Origin of the sequence: Kriegella aquimaris (genome assembly GCF_900103215.1) — a bacterium.
Taxonomy (GTDB): Bacteria; Bacteroidota; Bacteroidia; order Flavobacteriales; family Flavobacteriaceae; genus Kriegella; species Kriegella aquimaris.
In genome coordinates, this window is record NZ_FNGV01000015.1 from 42,203 (window position 1) to 61,507 (window position 19,305).

Here is a 19,305-nt window from a genome sequence, read left to right on the forward strand (position 1 = left end):
CCGTGCGATTTCTTAAATCACTTTACATTCATAATACATTCTTTAGGTATATCGCCCTGTTGGCGGCCTGCTTTATACTTTCCTATTGGCTACCTATGTTATACCCTATAGCATGGCTTCTCACCTTGTTATTGTTTGCATTAGCCTTGTTCGATATCGCGCTCTTATACCGAGTGCCATCTCCTGTAACCGCTCAACGACGACTGCCGCAGAAACTTTCGAACAGTGATTTTAATCCTATTACCATCGAATTTCAATCGATGTATCCGTTTAAGGCATACCTCGTATTGATAGATGAACTTCCGGTGCAGTTCCAAAAACGGGATTTCGAATATCGTAGCCATTTGATCAAGGGCGAAAAAAAACAGTTTGAATATACAGTGCGACCTGTTGACCGTGGCGAATACGTTTTTGGTAACCTGAACATTTACGCCTCTTCTGCCCTACAGATCATCAAGCGCCGTTTTGTCTTTCAAAAAGACCAGATGGTGCCCGTGTATCCATCCATTATTCAAATGCAGCAATATGACTTTTTGGCCATCAGCAATCGGTTGACCGAATTCGGACTCAAAAAAATAAGGCGTATCGGGCATACACAAGAATTCGAACAAATTAAGGGATACGTGCAAGGAGATGATTTTCGAACGATTAACTGGAAGGCTACTGCCAAACAGAACCAATTGATGGTCAACCAATATCAGGATGAAAAATCACAGCCCATCTACTCCATCATCGATACCGGAAGGGTAATGAAAATGCCTTTCAATAACTTGAAATTACTTGATTACGCCATCAATTCAACGCTGGCTTTTTCCAATGTATCACTAAAGCGCAATGATAAAACGGGAATGATTTCCTTTTCAAAGCAAATCGAAAGTTTTATACCCGCCGTTCAAAAGCTGACCCATCTCAACACCATCATGGAAAAGCTCTACAATATCAATACGGAGTTCACCGATTCCGATTTCGGACTTCTCTATGCCCATATCAAACGTAAAGTCAACCAACGTAGCCTGTTATTACTTTATACCAATTTTGAACATATTTCAGCGCTAAAGCGACAGTTGCCATTTCTTTTGGCCATCGCAAAAAAACACGTACTGGTAGTTATTTTCTTTGAGAACACTGAATTGGAAAACCTTATTTCGACCGATGCCGAAGACCTTCAAACGATATACCACAAAACTATTGCCGAAAAGTTTTCTTTAGAGAAACGACTGATGCAAAAAGAACTACAGCGGTATGGCATACAGACTATTTTGACTTCACCTGAAAAACTTACCATCAATACGATTAATAAATACTTAGAGATAAAGGCAAAGGGGTTAATTTGAAAAAGGTGTAGTTTATTACCCTAGTATAAACCTAAAAAAAGAATGTTCCCATTTTTTTATAGTTCAATTTTCATTCTTTTCTTGCCCGTTCCAACATTAAAACTAAATTTGATCACTAAAGCCACGCTATTAAATAAATAGCTAAATTGAAATTTGCTTAAGCCATTACCCGCCTTCTAAAATGTTTATAAAATCGATATAACAATGAAAAATCTAAATTCACTCATCGCAATATTTTTGTTTACCACGCCTCTACTATTTGCAGGCAATCCCAAATTATTGCACATCGACAATGGTTTTTTGGGTATGTGGACATTTGATATCGATGGAGGTGGTATCGGTTGGTTGAATGTACATCAAGAAAAAGATTATTTAGATGCCGAACTCTTATGGATCGGTGGTAGCGTTACCCCTGTAAGCCATGTATATTTGGCCGATGAAAATACTTTAGTCGTTACGCGTACCAATGAGGTCAAAAGAAACGATGACCGTAAGCATACCATCACCAGTACGCTACGAATCACTAGGAACGGAGATGAAATAACAGGTACAATGTCGGGTCCTTCTCGGGAAGGTACCCGAGAAAACGTTAGCACCATCAAAGGCAAAAGACTCGCACCGGTTGGGGCTGCACCAGACCTATCACAAGTAAAATACGGTAAGAAAATAAAATTGTTCAATGGCAAAGACCTCAGCGGTTGGCGCCCCATTGACCCAAAAAAAGCAAATGGCTTTAAGGTAGAAAATGGCCAATTGATCAATAATCCCGTACAACCCAAAGACGGACATCATATCTCTTATGGAAATATAAGAACGGAACAAGAATTTAAAGATTTCAACCTTAAACTGGAAGTTAACGTACCCAAAGGAAACAACAGCGGGGTCTACCTTCGCGGACTTTACGAAATACAAGTTGTCGATTCGTACGGACAACCGTTAGACTCACATAACATGGGCGCACTTTACAGCAGAATCACCCCCAGTGAAGCCGCCGAGAAACCGGCCGGTGAATGGCAGACGCTAGATATTACATTGGTTGACCGTCATGTTACCGTCATTTTTAATGGTAAAAAAATTATTGATAACCAACCCGTTGATGGACCCACCGGTGGTGCTATAAGCTCTGATGTCTTTGCTCCAGGACCTATTTATCTACAGGGTGATCATGGTAATGTTGCCTATAGAAATATTGTTTTAACTCCCGTTCTATAATACACATTCCCTCTGTCACCCTATGTACCCGCCTGAACGATGAATTCGGGAAGGCAATTGAAGTGCAGTCAAAGCATACACTTGGCAAAAGCAAGAATGGGGCGGAACTTAGTCCACTCCATGACCTCATTCTTATGAGTATATGACTACGGTTTTCAGCTTCAACACCTTGAAAAACTGAAATAAAGCAACTTGACGACTCCAAAAACGCTAAGAATCCCTACCCCTACTTTTTTGTCTATCTAACTGAAATTCAGTATTTTTAGATATATAGAAAAGGACTTTTATTTACTTCCCCCATAAATTCCCCCTTAATCATTTAAAATTTTCAATGCGCAGCAGTGCATATTGTACCCTGTTAACAAAAAACAACTTAATGTTATCATCATGAAAACAAAACCAACCCTTGTTGTCGTAGCTTTAGTGCTGCTATCTATAGTTTATTTTACCTCCCGTGAAACGGAATCCGATTCGATTTCGGTGCAAAAGGCCGGGATGAATTCGATGTCGTGCACAATTGCCAAATTTTTGTTGAGCAATATTGATACGACTCAACAGATTTCTCCCTTATTCGAAAATTTAGGAAATCTCTACTTCCCCATCACCACGGACGTGGACAAAGCCCAGGTATTTTTTAACCAAGGGTTGAAACTCACTTATGCCTTTAACCATGCCGAGGCACACCGTTCCTTTATGGAAGCTTCGCGCCTAGATCCCAATGCGGCCATGACCTTTTGGGGGCAGGCCTATGCTCTTGGGCCCAATATCAATGACCCTATGCCTGATGATGAACGAAAGCAAAAGGCTAACGAAGCCCTAGTCAAAGCAAAAAAATCCGCCACCAATGCGACCCCAAAAGAGCAAGCACTAATTACCGCCTTAGAGTCCCGATACAATGAAGATTTGACGACCGATATCGCCTCGCTGAACATCGCCTACATGGAAGCCATGGCCACTGTACTCCAAAAATTTCCAGAAGATGCCGATGTGCAGACGCTCTTTGCTGCATCGGTAATGAATACCATGCCATGGAACTACTGGGACAACGAGGGCAATCCGGCCCCAAACACCTTAAAGGGAAAGGCTGCTTTGGAGAAGGCCATGCAGATTAATCCCGATCACCCTGGGGCACATCATTATTATATTCATATGGTAGAACTCCCCAAACCCGACCTTGCCGTACCTAGTGCCGACAAATTGGGTTCGCTGATGCCCGCCGCAGGCCATATCGTACATATGCCCTCTCATATCTACATTCGGGTTGGCCGGTATCAAGATGCCGTTAAGGCCAATGAAGCCGCTATTTTGGCCGATGAGGACTACATTTCACAATGTTATTCCCAGGGTATGTATCCATTGGGGTACTACCCGCACAACCTACATTTTCTTTGGTCGGCCTCCAGTTTGATGGGCAGTAGTCAAACGGCCATCGACGCCGCGAAAAAAACAGCGGAGAAAGTACCTATTGGCGAATTAAAAACTCTTCCTTTTTTACAAGATTTTGCTTCGACTCCCCTACTGGCCTATACGCGATTTGGAAAATGGAACGAGATTTTGACTATACCCTACCAAGGCGATGACTATAAACACCTAAAGCTCATTCGACACTACGCACGGGGCATCGCTTTTCTGCGAAAAAATAATATAAAAGAAGCCAAGGAAGAATTGGAAGCTATCAATACTATGAAAAACGATCCGGAACTCGAAAATCTGGTTGCCAACTATACCAACCCCAGTTCGAGCATTGCCAAAGTGGCCCATGCAGTGTTAGAAGGAGAGCTATCAGCCTCGGAGGGTAACCTGAACAATTCCATCGAGCTGCTGCGGAAAGCGGTTACCTTTGAAGACCAATTGATCTATAGTGAACCAGCTGCCTGGCACATTCCCGCAAGACAAACTTTGGGAGCCGTTCTATTAAAGGCTAAAAAATATGCGGAGGCCGAAAAAGTATTTAAAGAAGATTTGGATCGACTTCGCCAAAATGGCTGGTCTTTAATGGGTCTGTATAAAAGCTTAATGGCACAGCAAAAAATGGAGGAGGCCAGGGCCATTAAAAAAGAATTCGATACCGCTTGGAAACACGCCGATATTGAGATAACGACATCGGTGTTGTGATAGGTAGTGTGATTAACCATTGTATATTTCCGGAAGATAGGTGGCCGAAGTGTATAAGCTATATATAAAACTGCTATCATAGCTTTATCAAATCATCTCAATATTTGAATCATACCTAACTGCGTCATTTTTTCGGAATTATTTATTCACTGGTACTACCAGTCTCCTGGAATGAAAGTAAGAAATCCGTAAAAACCATTCTAATGGAAGAGGAAAGGCTGACTTTGGATGATGGTAAGATTTTGTAATAGATAACAGGTGAGGGCTTTTGTATTTGGATTGGTACAAATCAAACTAAAAGTAACCGACCCATCCCAACCTCATATAGCTTAGAAAAAGTATTAATAGGATTACTATCTTTACGTAGCAAAAAATAAATACAACTATTACCCATGAGCAACCAGCAATTAACCATTACCGCAAGTATTCTAGCCAAAACCGAGAAACGGGAGTTTGTTAAACAAGCATTACTTAAGTTGATACCACCCACACTTCAAGAAGAAGGTTGCCTTAATTACGATCTGCACCAAGACAACGAAAACCTTGATCGCTTTTTCTTTTACGAGAATTGGGAAAGTCGTGAGCTATGGTTAAACCATAATGCCAGTGCCCATATCGCGGCCCATAGAAAAAATACCGAAGGTGCCATTATAGAGGTTATCATCAGTGAATTGTCGCCGGTCAGTTAAATTATAATACTTTAAGGCCAGACGATATTATTATTAAGGAATTAGAAAATCTGCTAAAGCGAATTATTTAATATAGCGCTTTCTTCGCACTCCACGGATAAGTGTAAAGCGCATTCATCGATTTTCCTTTTGTACGAAAGCAGGTAATGGTCAACAAAGTCCAGTGTGCTAAATACACATTTGATATGAGGATAAGATCTCGTGCAATTGATAATGAATTCTTATTTTCGGCACTTCCTAATTCACCTTTTTAGAAAATTCATTATCTTAGTAGAAGTCTCCCTCTAGAGTTTCCTTTCCCCCATTATTTATTATTATCCCTTAGTGAAGAATCAATTTCAATCGTATTTACTTTTTAAAAGGGAATATGCGCTATAATTGAAGGCTATGAAAAAAACTCTCAAACTTCTAAATGATTTACTTCAAAAAGAAGATATGGGAGAAAATCCGGAAGTAATACTGGCTAAACTACAAGCGGCAAATCTGGAGAATAGCAACAATTTGGAAAAGCCTTCCCTAGAAAAACTATCTAAAGAAAACTCATCGAAAAACGTCTATAAAAAACTAGAAAAAAAGAGGAGAAGTGCTTGGGTTTTACACGGTACCAAAGACAAAAAAATATATGCTTGGTATCTTGAGTATTGTGACAAAAATGAAAAATGGCTAAAAATAAAAGATTATAGAGAGGGCAATAATTACAGAACTACACCTTTAAGCACGGCTTTGGAAGAAAATAATGAGCGTCTCGAAATACTTTATAAAGAAGTGTGCAATACTTGGCGTCAACTGGTTGGCGTTCGTTTTAAGTTATTGGGCTTTCTTCCTACCGTTTCAATTGCTGTTATTATAAATACCATTACTTCCGACATGCATTTATATGGTAAATTAATGGTCTGTTTTTTGGGGCTGATTTTTACCTATGGCATACGCATTTACGACAAGCGAAATACCGAATTGCATGATCAACTGATTAGCAGGGGAAGAAAAATCGAAGAAGAATGGGGTATAGATAATGGCGTTTTTATTGGCAGGCGAACGCCAAATAACTATTATCCTCCAAAACTAAAGTTGATTAAAATTCAACACGATACCGGGCTTACGATTATCTATGGGGCATGCTATTTTGCATGGCTTATTATTATCGTTTACTTGGTACTCAGGTCAACGGTATTCTAAAAGTCAACTCCCGTAAAACATGGAGCCTCCATTTGTTTTAGACTATCAATTTCGTGAAATTTGCAAAAAGAAAGATAATGACTACAATTACAAAAGCCAATCGACCGGAAGCATGGCTTCGCGGACCGATAAATAATATTCCAGCATTGTTACAACCTGCGGCACATGCTTTAATACAGTCGCAAGAAGAGGTAAAACGATATACCAAAAACTTCCCTGAAACATTACTATGGGAACGGCCAGCAGGCCGAGCCTCGGTAGGTTTTCACCTACAACACCTGACTGGTGTTTTAGATAGATTACTGACCTACGCCCAAGGTTCGAATCTCTCGGAAATTCAATTACAAACATTACGCAATGAAGGGAATGGAGAAACAAAGACGACCATTGATGAACTTATCGATCTTTTTGAAAATAAAGTGAACGAAGCCCTTACCTACTTCAAAACTCTTGCCAATGTTGATTTTACCCAAGCACGTACAGTTGGACGAAAACAGTTACCGACTACCTTGATAGGTCTCTTGTTTCATGCTGCCGAACATAGCCAGCGTCATGTGGGGCAACTCTTGGTGACTATCAGCACAGTTATGGCCATGAATAATCAATAACTTTAGGTTAATTAGTTCTCATTATGACTGGTCACCTTAACCAAATCAATATGTTCTCAAAACACTGTAACGAACGTCAAAGTTTAATGATAATAAGCCCTAAATCAAATATTTGGGCCCTCAGCACGTTTATTGATTTAATTTTCAACCCTTTTGTATCAAAAAATTTTAAAAGTGAAGTATCTTAAATGCGGAATAGCCAAACCTTGTCTGCCACCAGTTGAATTCATTGATTTTAAAAATCGATATCTGCCTGAATACTAAACAAGGTTTAAATAGCAACATGCATGAACGTATTCACCAAACTTACCAATTTAGGAGTCTCTAAGCTTGTCAATGAAGATACCATAAAAAAAGTCAGAATAGTCAATCAGATTTCTCTGTTCATACTTACCCTTTCCACTTTCATGTTAGCAACGGCTATAGTTTCTGACTTTCCGAGAATCGCCATAATACTATTTATCCCGGTTACTTTGATTATTCTATTACCCCTTGTACTCAATAACATGGGAAAAACGATTGCCTCACGAATCGTACTACTATGTTGCACCTACGGAATACTGTTTGTACAGTCCATTGTATATGGCCCCGAACTCCACATTCATTACTTTTTAATAGCCTGTGTTGGCGCGCCCCTTTTCTTGTTTAATGGAGAAATAGGCGTATTTAAATGGGTTTTGGTCTTTCTTATGTTTCCCCTTTGGCTATACCTTGAATGGCATTTCATCCATAAAGCCCCCTTGATAGCCATTGATCCAAATTCGCTATACTGGCCCCGAATGACGAATGATTTGTTATTAGTCGCCGTAATACTGTTTATGTTTTATACCTTCAGCGAACAAAGTAACAAGCAAATAAAAAATATTGAGGAGCAACGCCTGGCTATAGAAATATTGTTAAAAGAGATTCACCATCGGGTGAAGAATAATTTACAGGTTATTACCAGTCTCTTAGCACTGCAATCTATGGGAATCAAAGAGGAAAAAATCAAGAATTTATTCTCAGGACTTCAGAATAGGGTAATCTCGATGGCCCTATCCCATGAAATGCTATATCAAACAGATGATCTAGAGCGCATTGATTATGAAGCCTATATTCGAAAACTTGTTAACGGACTGATCAGTTCAATGAAAGAACAGGAAAATGAAATAGATGTTCAATTGAACATAAACCAGATATTTTTGAATATTGACACCTCAATACCTTTAGGACTTATAATTAACGAATTGGTAACCAATTCACTTAAATATGCCTTCGAAGACAACAAGGGCATTATAACCATTACTATTAAAAAATTGACCGATGAAAATTTCCTCATGGAAATCGGGGATAACGGTGTTGGTTTTACCGATGTTTCAAAGAAAGGAAAAAAGAGTTCATTAGGATTGACCTTGGTTCAAAAATTGACCATGCAACTTAGAGGAACCCTTAAAAAAGACACCTCGAAAAAAGGAACCAATTATAGTATCACTTTTCAAGAAATCATGCCAAAATCGTAAGTGATACCCGAGATTTAATAATTGAGATAGCCCCCTCCTCCATTTTAGCCTATCTTTCCCTATTTTAGTACTTTAATAAAGAGAAGACCAACCGAACATACCCACGCATGCGAGCAAAAACCATACAGGAAGTTCTTGATCAGTTAGATGAAATTATTGAGCATTGTATTGTAACCAACAACCGCCTCGGTCTCTTCGCATATATCTATCGACGTACCACCGCCGAAATACAGGCTGAAATTCAACGCCAAAATTTTGAGGACAACGAGCGCTTGGAACGAATGGATGTTGAATTCGCCAACCTTTATCTAGAGGCCTACCGGAATTACCATGGTGGCAAGCCCGCCAGTAAATCTTGGGAATATGCCTTTATGGCCAAAGATGAACCCTTGACTATTTTGCAGCATATTATGATGGGTATCAATACCCATATCAATCTCGATTTGGCCATCGCAACTAGCACTTCAATGACAAACCAAGAGTTGACCGACATCGAAAACGATTTTACCAAAGTGAACGATATTCTATTCAACATTACCAACGAAATGCAAGACCGACTGAGTAGGGTATCTCCCCTAATGTTTCTGCTAGATGTTGCGGGGAAAAACACTGACGAAAAAATCATAGATTTTAGCATGCGCAAAGCCCGTGAACAGTCATGGAACAGCGCAAATTTGTTGTGGAGTCTTGGGGTAAATCAACATAAGGATGCAATTTCGGGCATTGATAAACTCGTACTAAAACTTGCCGAACATATAAAATCGCCCAAATCGAGAGTTATTGGTTTTGCACTTAAAACTATTGGTCGCCTTGAGGAAAAAAACGTAGGAAAAATCATTTCACGACTTCAAGAAGAGTAGCGCACCTGATAAAATCCATCCTACATCCTTATTTCATTTCTATAAAATATGCTGGGATAAATCAGCCGTATAATATTTCACAAACAACTACTATACAATACATTAAGTAAATCTTAAATCAAATTTCTAAAAACTTTAGAAATTTGTCCAGCATACTCCAAAAGCTATAGTTAAGATTTTAGTTTGATATAAGACAGAAAAATATTACATTAATCTTGTTCTTTAGATTTAATAACTTGCTTATTGACTCCGAGGGGCGTAGAGCAAACTAGTCGTAGAACACTATTAGTATCGAATTTTAGAACCTTATCAACATACAGGTCGTGCATTAAGGCTTATAATAGCATACACCTATTGAAAAGGTTGAAATTTTAGAACAATGAAAATACTCACCAATATCATTAATTTGGGGGTTACATCCCAACTTGATGAGCATACCTCAAAAAGAGTTCGAATAGTAAATCAAATTTCAATTTTTCTATTTGCGCTTTCCATAGTACAGCTGGTTGTAGCGCTCTTATTGAGTTTTCCGAAAGTAACAATTGTATTGTTCTTAATGGTTTCCTTTGCAAGTATTATTTCCCCACTTTTGAATAAGTACGAAATGACCATTGCCTCCCGGGTATTTTCAATATGTTCGGCATATGTAATCTTATTAAGCCAAGTACTAGTCTTCGGACCTGAACTACATATCCAGTTTTTCCTAATTAGCACAGTGGCGGGTCCACTACTATTGTTTGACAAAGAAATAGGTATCTGGAAATGGATTTTAGTCGCAACCCCAGCGCTAATATGGATATACCTTGAATGGCATTTCGTTCATAGCCCCCCTCTAGTTGAAATTGCTCCCGATGCTATTTTTTGGGCTCGAATCGTCCACAATCTTATGTTGTTCACCATAATATTCGTTTTGTTCTCCACATTTACCCAGCAAAGTCGTAATCATATCGAAGATATTGAGCAACATCGCATGTCTATTGAGACGCTTTTAAAAGAAATTCACCACAGGATAAAGAATAATTTACAGGTCGTCACAAGCCTGCTTGCACTGCAATCCATTGGGATTAAAGAACAAAAAATTCAAAATCTATTTAAAGACCTCAAGAATAGGATCAACTCAATGGCCCTTTCACATGAAATGTTGTACAAAACAGATGATTTAGAACGTATAGATTACGAGGCATACATACACAAGCTTATTACTGGGCTAATTTGCTCAATGAAAGACCAGGAGAATGAAATCGACATCCACCTAAATATTAAGCAGGTGTATTTAAATATTGATACTGCAATACCATTAGGTCTTATAATTAATGAGATCGTCACCAATTCACTCAAATATGCCTTTAAAAATAACAGTGGCTCCATTACAATTTGTCTCAGAAAATTGAACCATCAGAATTTTCTAATGGAAATCGGAGATAACGGAATAGGATTCCCAATTACCGAAATGAAAGCAAAAAGAAGATCATTAGGGCTAACTTTGATTCAAAAACTAACGCGTCAACTTCGTGGAAATATTGTACGAGATACTTTAAAAGAGGGAACCAACTACATCATCCATTTTCAAGAAATCACTCCCAAATCATAATAAAAGTGGGTTGCTTAAAAAGTTGCCCCACTCAGGAGAAACATCAAGCAACCCATTAATAACCTGCAAAGAATATTTATCGTTTTACAGATTAATTCTTTTAATTACTCATAGTGGTAACCACGATATTGCGATACTCAACAGGACCGTGATCTCCCTGAATATAAAAAGGACCCGGCTCACCTTCTTTGCTGTCTAAGGCTCCTCCTGTAATCCCAGGAATTATTTGATCATTTATAATAGTCTTGCCATTGGCGACTATTGTCACCCTTCGACCGATAAGTGTAATATCATATGACTGCCATTCGCCTGCAGCTTTAGCAGCCATTTGATTAGGCGTCAGAAAGCCGTATACCCCACCGAACAAAATATCGGAAGGTTCTTCACCCTTACTGTCGATTACCTGCACCTCATACCGTCCGCGAAGGTAAACGCCACTGTTACTTCCTTTAGGTATACGGAACTCTATATGCAGTTTGAAATCGGTAAATTGTTTCTCTGACACAAGATTGGCACCGGATTTAGCACTTTTTAAAACTCCTGATTCTACTACCCATTGGTTTTCTGCACCCATGGCTTTCCATCCTTCAAGGTTTTTACCATTGAAAAGCTTTATCGGTTTGCCCCATACCGGATTCTCAACGTAGCTGAGTTTTGGTGCTCTCGTTGCTTTCCATTGGTATGATTTTCCATCGGTATAGACCATTGTTCCTTCTAAACCATCGCCCACCAATTCTCCTTCGAATATCATATTGCCATCTCCTGATTCCCATTGTGGAGGTATTGCAAAACTAAATTTTCCATCGGTCGCCTTTATTTCGGCAATGGGTCGCGCACTACCCATAGCATAAACAAATCGGCCTACAAGTGTACTCGTACCCGAATGACGAATTTCTAACCATGAAGGAAGTTCTTTACCATCTTTCATTACTACCATATCCCATTGCCCTTCCAACGGGTTAACTTCCAAGGCATAAAGTGATGTATTTATTGTTGCGAGCAAAAGGCCCAGCATTCCTAAAAATTTAATCGTTCCTCTCTTCATTTTAATTTCTTTATTTTTTTATTATTTTAAATCGGGGTAAATATAAGTAACCTCTAAGGCATTTTCTAGATTTTCAAATGGATTTAAGGAGCGATTTCTTAATTCGGATAGATTTTCGCAAAACTTTAATTTTTAGTGATAAAAACTCACTTTATCATAATCAGTTTACCATGTAGCTATTTCGTTTTTAGCGCGTTCAAACTCCCCCATCAATTCAGCTACAATTTGTGCTGCCGGTTTAATTTCATGGATCAGGGCGGCTACTTGGCCAATTTCTAATTCACCTGTTTCAAGATCCCCCTCGAACATGCCCCGTTTAGCTCTGCCTTTACCTAGTAATGTTTTGAGTTCCTCTACCGTCGCACCTTTACTATAGGCCTGTTGAACTTCCTTATAAAATGCATTCTTCAACAAACGAACGGGGGTTAATTCCTTTAATGTTAATTGGGTATCGCCTTCATCAGATGCTACCACTTTTTGCTTGAAAGATTGGTGAGAAGAAGCCTCTTCACTTGCTACAAACCGACTGCCTACCTGCACTCCATCAGCACCCAACACCATAACGGCCAGCATGGTCCGGCCAGTGGCGATACCGCCTGCAGCTATTAACGGAATATTTATTTTTTCCCTTACGGCCGGAACCAAAACCAAAGTAGTCGTCTCATCCCTACCATTATGCCCTCCAGCCTCAAAACCTTCGGCTACAACGGCATCTACCCCAGCTTCTTGCGCTTTTAAAGCAAACTTCACGCTACTGACCACATGCACAACGGTAATTCCCTTTTCTTTCAGATAAGATGTCCAAGTTTTCGGGTTTCCCGCAGAAGTAAATACAATTTTTACTCCGGAGTCCACAATAATCGACATAATCTTTTCGATTTCAGGGTACAACATAGGTACGTTTACCCCAAAAGGCTTATCTGTGGATTTTTGACATTTAATGATATGCTCTTGAAGTATATCGGGGTGCATACTTCCAGCACCTATCAAGCCAAGACCACCCGCATTGGAAACAGCTGAAGCCAAACGCCAACCGCTGGCCCAGACCATACCCGCTTGAATAATGGGATATTCAATACCAAAAAGTTTTATAATTCTATTTTGCACAAAAATATATTAGAAAATATATCGTAAAAGCCTATCAACAAAGTTTAGAGGTACATTTAAGAAATAACCCCAGATCCAATCAGTTCATCCGCTAAGTACCAAGCGACGAACTGCCCCTCGGTAATTGCCGACTGTTTTTCTTCAAAATCCACATATAGTCCAGCATCAACCTTATATAAGGTAGCTTTTTGTAGCGGTTGGCGATAGCGAATTCGGGCCATCACCTCCATTTTTCCATCCAACTGCAATGCCAAGTCAGGTCGTACCCAATGTAATTCCTCATTGCTTACGAACAAGGTATTCCTATAGAGTCCCGGGTGGCCCTTGCCTTGACCGGTATAAATTACATTTTCGATTACATCGGTTTCGATAACGAATAACGGTTCTTTGGTACCCCCTACATCTAAACCTTTGCGCTGGCCTTTGGTAAAATAGTGTGCGCCTTGATGCTCACCGACCACCTTGCCATCTTCGATATGGTATTTCGGTTTTTCCGATCTATAGGCTAATTCTTCCTGTAGCGTGGCAAACGCCGGATGTGACCTATTGTATTGCGAAACATCGGAAGGTACTTCAACGATGACTCCTTTTTTTGGTTTTAATTTTTGTTGTAAAAAATCGGGCAATCTTACCTTACCAATAAAGCACAGTCCTTGTGAATCTTTTTTTCCGGCAGTAATCAGACCTTTGTCAGCGGCTATCTGACGCACCTCAGGTTTGGTCAATTCGCCTATAGGAAATAAAGTTCGCGATAACTGTTCTTGCGATAATTGGCAAAGAAAATAAGACTGGTCTTTATTTCCATCTTCTCCCGCCAATAAGCGATGAGTTTCCGAACCGTTGACATTTTGAAGCGTTCCCTTACGACAATAATGACCGGTAGCTACATAGTCTGCTCCCAACTGCAAAGCTATTTTCAGGAAAACGTCGAATTTGATTTCACGGTTACAAAGTACATCAGGGTTTGGCGTACGACCTTTTTCGTATTCATCGAACATATAATCGACGATACGTTCTTTGTATTCAACGCTCAAATCTATTGTCTGAAATGGAATTCCCAATCTTTCTGCAACAATCAGAGCATCATTACTATCTTCCAACCAAGGACATTCTTCTGAAATAGTTACCGAATCGTCATGCCAATTTTTCATAAAAAGTCCGATAACCTCGTACCCCTGTTCTTGCAACAAATATGCTGCAACACTAGAATCTACACCTCCCGAAAGCCCGACAACTACTTTTTTCATCACTTGATATTAAAGTGCAAAAATACGAAAATGTAATTCATTTGAGATCAATAGAATTCTTTTAGGATTCATTTAAGAGTCACTACGAGCCCAACTACCCATTCGAAAATAGGCTCATTACAGCTGTAAAAAATTCTATTTATGATACAGGCAGTTCATTGCGAACAATTTTTGTTTAATATTTTATTAAAAAATATAAACAAAAGTTAAATATTCTTTGTTTCCATTTTTATCTATTAGGTTTGTTTAAACATTATTGAAAAACATTAAACATTATTAATTTAACAACTACTATTATGAAAAGGATTTACTTAACAACTAAAATTTTATTTGTAGCGCTCGTGCTCTCGCTAACCATATCATGTAGTAACGATGATGATGATGCAGTTATGGAACAGGAAACCAATTTGAACATTGTTGTACTGGCTCAGGGCGAAAGCGGACTGAGTAATTTAGTAGCTGCACTACAACAGGCAGATGCGGGCTTGGTAGAAACCTTAGGCGGGAATGGCCCGTTTACGGTATTTGCGCCCTCAAATGATGCATTTGGCGATTTATTGGATGCCCTTGGTGACAACTACAACAGTCTTTCTGATTTTGATGAGGAAGCTGAGAAAAATCTTCTGCGGGATATTCTTCTATACCATGTAATTACCACTCAAGTGATGGCCGCTGATTTAGCCGAAGGAAATGTTGCTACGGCATTAAATGCCAACAGCATTGAAGTTATAGCCTCAGGAAACACATTTGTCTTGGGAGACGCGTCCGATGCTAATGCCAACATAACCGGTGCTGATATTACAGCTTCCAATGGAGTTGTACACCTTATTGATAAAGTGTTGCTTCCGCAGTCAGCTATTGATTTTGTAACCGAGTTAAATACCCAGAATATTCCCCAACTTGCAACGGCCACTGATGACTTGAGTTTGTTGGTCGATGCCTTGGTGCAAGCAGATGCCGATTTAGTAGCAACTCTAAGTGGAGATGGTCCATTCACCGTTTTTGCTCCTACCAATGCCGCCTTTGCCTCTCTTTTAGATGATTTAGGTGATGATTATAATAGCTTGGCCGATTTCGATACGGAAGACGAAAAAGAGCTTTTAGCAAAAATTCTTACCTACCACGTTGTGGGAGCCGCAGCGCTTTCTACCGACTTAAGTGAAGGTCAGGAGATTGCAACGGTTCAGGGCGAAAATATAGTCATTAGCCTTGATAATGGTGTATTTATAAATGATGCCAGTGATGATAATGCTCAAGTTATCCTTGCCGATCAAATGGCCAGCAATGGCGTTGTGCATGTTATTGATAAGGTTTTGCTTCCTCAAGAAGTATTGGACGCCTTAAAACCAAACATAGTCGAGTTGGCACAATCGGTTGATGATCTTAGCCTTTTAGTAGATGCACTCATACAGGCAGATGCCGACTTAGTTTCAACGCTTAGTGGAGATGGCCCATTCACGGTGTTTGCTCCTACCAATGCCGCCTTTGCCTCTCTTTTAGATGACTTAGGTGATGAATACACGAGCTTGGCCGATTTTGATACCGACGCGGAAAAAGAATTATTGGCCAAAATTCTAACGTATCATGTAGTTGGAGCCTCCGCGCTATCTACCGACCTAAGCGACGGGCAGGAAATCGCAACCGTTCAGGGAGAAAATGTAGTTATCAACTTGCATGGTGGTGTATTTATAGATGATGCCACTGATGTAAATGCCGAAGTCATACTTGCTGACCAAATCGCTAAAAACGGTGTGGCCCAAGTAATAGACAAGGTCTTGCTTCCACAAGAGGTTTTAGACCTACTGGGACACTAAGAGTTTGTAACACCACATGACTTTACAAATGGGTTGTTGATACTCCATCTTGCCAAGCTTTCGTGCACTGGAAGCGCAAGGTGGAGTTTTTTTATGGGTTTTCCATTGATTTCAGAAAACACAGGGAATTTCCCAGACCAAAATTATATTATAAAAGTTTTAGATTGTGCGCCAAATGAAATGAGCGGTTCCTAAAGACACTAAAAAAGCTACTAGAATTCTGTCATCAATACCCTTACATCAAAATAGCACAGCTTAGCATACAAAAAAAGATACTTTACAACTAAGTTTTTTTAAAGGATGAAATCTGCCCCATCTTCGTAGTCCCAAATCTTACCAAACTAACACTAACAATGCTGAAAGTCCCAACAAATATGTTGGGGCTTTTTTTATTCTCACCTTTCCCGTCATACACAGCAACACTTTTTAAGTTTTATCATAATACTATGGTTTGCCATACAAATATGGACACTTGACAACTAAGTTTTTTTAAAGGATGGATTATCACTCATATTTGTAGTCCCAAATCTTACCAAACTAATTCATACAAGGCAGAAAGTCCCAACAAATATGTTGGGGCTTTTTTTTATTCTCATCTTTCCCGTCATACACAGCAGCACTTTTTAAGTTTTATCATAATACTAGGGTTTGCCATACAAATATGGACACTTGACAACTAAGTTTTTTCAAAGGATGGATTATCCCCCATATTTGCAGTCCCAAATCTTACCAAATTAAACCTAACAGTGCTCGAAGCCTCCTATAAAATGGAGGCTTTTTTGTTATCTATTCCAAGAAATAAAAATAGTGCCTTCAGAATTAAATCAAAACGAGCGCTTAATCAAGAATTAACATACAAAAATCGACCATTGACAACTAAGTTTTTTCAAAGTATCGATTATCCCTCATATTTGCAGTCCCAAATCTTACCAAATTAAACCTAATAATGCTAAAAGCCCCAACATAAATGTCGGGGCTTTAATTTTTAATAATATCATTTGAAAAAATAGGTCAAAAAGCTTCGGTACTTGTTCTCCCTCAAAAAGAAAACTACTACATTCTAGAATTACTTCCCTGTTTTTTTCTGTTGTTCCGCTTGTTCCATCATTTCACGCATCTTCTTCTGAAACTTATTTTCCTTTTTGGGTTTTTTCTTGTTTTCCTGAATTTGAGCATGAATTTTATCGTTGTCGAGAATAAAGTTCTTTATGACAAGCATGATACCAATGGTAATCAAGTTAGAAACAAAATAATACAAACTCAAACCACTCGCATAGTTGTTAAAGAAAAACAACATCATAAAAGGCATCAAATACATTATGAATTTCATGTTGGGCATACCAGGTTGGGTTGGCATGTTTTGCCCTGTCGTCATCGTCATATAGAAGAAAATAGCAATTGAAGCCAAAATAGGAAATAAACTTACATGGTCTCCGTAAAATGGAATACTAAAAGGCAATTGGGCTATCGCATCGTAAGATGAAAGGTCATCGGCCCACAAAAATGGTTTTTGCCGAAGTGCGAAAGATGTCGGAAAAAACATAAACAATGCGTAAAAAATGGGCATTTGCAACAAAGCGGGAACACACCCACTCATAGGGCTTACGCCAGCCTTACCATAGAGTTTCATGGTCTCTTGTTGCTTTTTCATGGCGTTATCTTTATACTTTTCGCCCAATTCTGTAATTTCGGGTTTAAGCACTTTCATTTTCGCTTGTGAGAGATACGATTTATAGGTAACCGGCGACATAGCCAATCGTACCAAAATAGTCATCACTACAATTGCAATACCGAAAGGTAAAAACGAACTCAAAAAGGAATAGAATGGTGTAAACACGTAACGGTTAATCCAACCAAAAATACCCCATCCGAAATAAATTGTATCGTCTAAGCCATACTCTTCATATTTGCTTAAAACAGCAACATCGGTAGGACCGTAGTACCAATTTAAATTCTCAGTAATTTCACCACCTTCTAAAGTCAAGGGAATCGACACTCCAAAATCTTTGGTAAATCGTACCGCTTCACTCTCTTCTTCAACTAGGTTTTTAGATTCTAAATCCGCCGTCTTGAAGTTTTTCTTGGTTGCCAAAATAGACGTAAAAAAATGCTGCTTAAAGGAAAGCCATTTCACATCTTCCTCTGTCTCATTATCATCACTAGCGGCAGATAGGTAATCGATTTTACCGTCCTCGAAGTTATACATCATTTCTGTATAACGGTTTTCATACTCCACACTTTTACTGTGTCGGATTCCTTTTAAATTCCATTCCAAATTTATGGGCTGGTTGCCGTTGATGACCCTACTAAGTCCTTGGGAACGAATAGTAAAATCGATCAGGTAATCGGAGGGCTTGATTTCATATCGAAACTCGAGGAACTCACTTGCCGACACCTTGGCCTTTAAGGAAAGCACTTGATTTTCGCCACTTATTGAGAGTGAGGGTTCAAAGAACAAGTCTTTAGTGTTCAATACTCGGTTATCTGACGTGGAGAAACGAAGGCCGAAAGAAGCATTACCATCTTTTACCAAATATACCGGTATGGAGTCATAGGTATGAAATTGTTTCATTCGGGCTTCGGTAATATAGCCCCCTTTATTACTAATGGTTAAATGAACAAGGTCATTTTCTAAAGAAGTACTTGCATTTGACGGTGCGGTATACCCAAAAGCTCCAATAGAACTTCTATATTGCTCTACAGCGGTAGAATCTTGTAGATTTATCTGCGCAGGCGCAGTAATGGTCGCATCTACCTCATCATTATTACTCGTCTGGGCATCTACTTGTTCTTGTTTTGCCTTTTGAGCCTCCAACTCCTCAGGAGTAGGTCTATTTTGGTAAAACATAAAAATAAGTATCCCAAAAATCAGAACAAATCCAATTATCGAATTTATATCAACCTTCTTTTCTTCCATCTATCTAAATCAATTTACATTTGTTTGAACACAGGTTCCCGCTCATTTAGCTCCCCATTCCATATTATAACCATCGGGCAATCGGCATTTT

14 protein-coding genes are annotated in these 19,305 nt (G+C 39.2%); 10 read left to right on the top strand and 4 right to left on the bottom strand.

What is annotated here, in order from left to right:
• Positions 1-2: 2 nt before the first annotated feature.
• From BLS33_RS20645 to BLS33_RS20685, 9 genes are all read left to right on the top strand, one after another.
• Entirely contained in the window at positions 3-1,334 is a 1,332-nt protein-coding gene (locus BLS33_RS20645) for a DUF58 domain-containing protein (RefSeq protein ID WP_089894400.1), read from the top strand.
• A gap of 204 nt (positions 1,335-1,538) precedes the next feature.
• Positions 1,539-2,546 carry a 3-keto-disaccharide hydrolase gene (locus BLS33_RS20650; RefSeq protein WP_089894403.1) on the top strand — a complete coding sequence of 336 codons (1,008 nt, stop codon included), beginning with the start codon at positions 1,539-1,541 and terminating at the stop codon, positions 2,544-2,546.
• 387 nt (positions 2,547-2,933) lie between these two features.
• On the top strand, positions 2,934-4,661 hold the full coding sequence (locus BLS33_RS20655; RefSeq protein ID WP_089894617.1) for a tetratricopeptide repeat protein: 1,728 nt from the start codon (positions 2,934-2,936) through the stop codon (positions 4,659-4,661).
• A 392-nt stretch (positions 4,662-5,053) separates the two neighbouring features.
• Positions 5,054-5,350 carry a putative quinol monooxygenase gene (locus tag BLS33_RS20660; RefSeq protein WP_089894407.1) on the top strand — a complete coding sequence of 99 codons (297 nt, stop codon included), beginning with the start codon at positions 5,054-5,056 and terminating at the stop codon, positions 5,348-5,350.
• Positions 5,351-5,737: 387 nt separating this feature from the next.
• Positions 5,738-6,526: a hypothetical protein gene (locus tag BLS33_RS20665; protein ID WP_089894410.1), complete on the top strand. Its 789-nt coding sequence runs from the start codon at positions 5,738-5,740 to the stop codon at positions 6,524-6,526.
• 77 nt (positions 6,527-6,603) lie between these two features.
• Complete coding sequence (locus tag BLS33_RS20670) at positions 6,604-7,134, top strand: DinB family protein (RefSeq protein ID WP_089894413.1); 531 nt, start codon at positions 6,604-6,606, stop codon at positions 7,132-7,134.
• 287 nt (positions 7,135-7,421) lie between these two features.
• The gene (locus tag BLS33_RS20675) at positions 7,422-8,633 is read left to right on the top strand and encodes a sensor histidine kinase (protein ID WP_089894416.1); all 1,212 of its coding nucleotides are present in this window, start codon (positions 7,422-7,424) and stop codon (positions 8,631-8,633) included.
• Between the two features lie 107 nt (positions 8,634-8,740).
• On the top strand, positions 8,741-9,493 hold the full coding sequence (locus BLS33_RS20680; protein WP_089894419.1) for a DUF5995 family protein: 753 nt from the start codon (positions 8,741-8,743) through the stop codon (positions 9,491-9,493).
• A 379-nt stretch (positions 9,494-9,872) separates the two neighbouring features.
• Entirely contained in the window at positions 9,873-11,084 is a 1,212-nt protein-coding gene (locus BLS33_RS20685) for a sensor histidine kinase (protein ID WP_089894422.1), read from the top strand.
• A 100-nt stretch (positions 11,085-11,184) separates the two neighbouring features.
• Here BLS33_RS20685 and BLS33_RS20690 read toward each other — a convergent pair whose 3' ends face one another.
• The 3 genes from BLS33_RS20690 to mnmA form a co-directional block, all read right to left on the bottom strand.
• Positions 11,185-12,129, bottom strand: coding sequence for a 3-keto-disaccharide hydrolase (locus tag BLS33_RS20690; RefSeq protein WP_089894425.1), 945 nt, complete (start codon positions 12,127-12,129; stop codon positions 11,185-11,187).
• Between the two features lie 165 nt (positions 12,130-12,294).
• The gene (locus BLS33_RS20695; protein ID WP_089894429.1) at positions 12,295-13,236 is read right to left on the bottom strand and encodes an NAD(P)H-dependent flavin oxidoreductase; all 942 of its coding nucleotides are present in this window, start codon (positions 13,234-13,236) and stop codon (positions 12,295-12,297) included.
• Between the two features lie 56 nt (positions 13,237-13,292).
• A complete protein-coding gene (mnmA, locus tag BLS33_RS20700) occupies positions 13,293-14,483 on the bottom strand; it encodes a tRNA 2-thiouridine(34) synthase MnmA (RefSeq protein ID WP_089894432.1) in 1,191 nt (396 codons plus the stop codon).
• 296 nt (positions 14,484-14,779) lie between these two features.
• On the opposite strand from mnmA, the gene BLS33_RS20705 reads away from it, so the two are divergent.
• On the top strand, positions 14,780-16,297 hold the full coding sequence (locus BLS33_RS20705; RefSeq protein WP_089894435.1) for a fasciclin domain-containing protein: 1,518 nt from the start codon (positions 14,780-14,782) through the stop codon (positions 16,295-16,297).
• A 1,066-nt stretch (positions 16,298-17,363) separates the two neighbouring features.
• On the opposite strand, the gene yidC is transcribed toward BLS33_RS20705, so the two are convergent.
• Complete coding sequence (gene yidC, locus BLS33_RS20710; RefSeq protein ID WP_089894438.1) at positions 17,364-19,214, bottom strand: membrane protein insertase YidC; 1,851 nt, start codon at positions 19,212-19,214, stop codon at positions 17,364-17,366.
• Between the last annotated feature and the right edge of the window lie 91 nt (positions 19,215-19,305).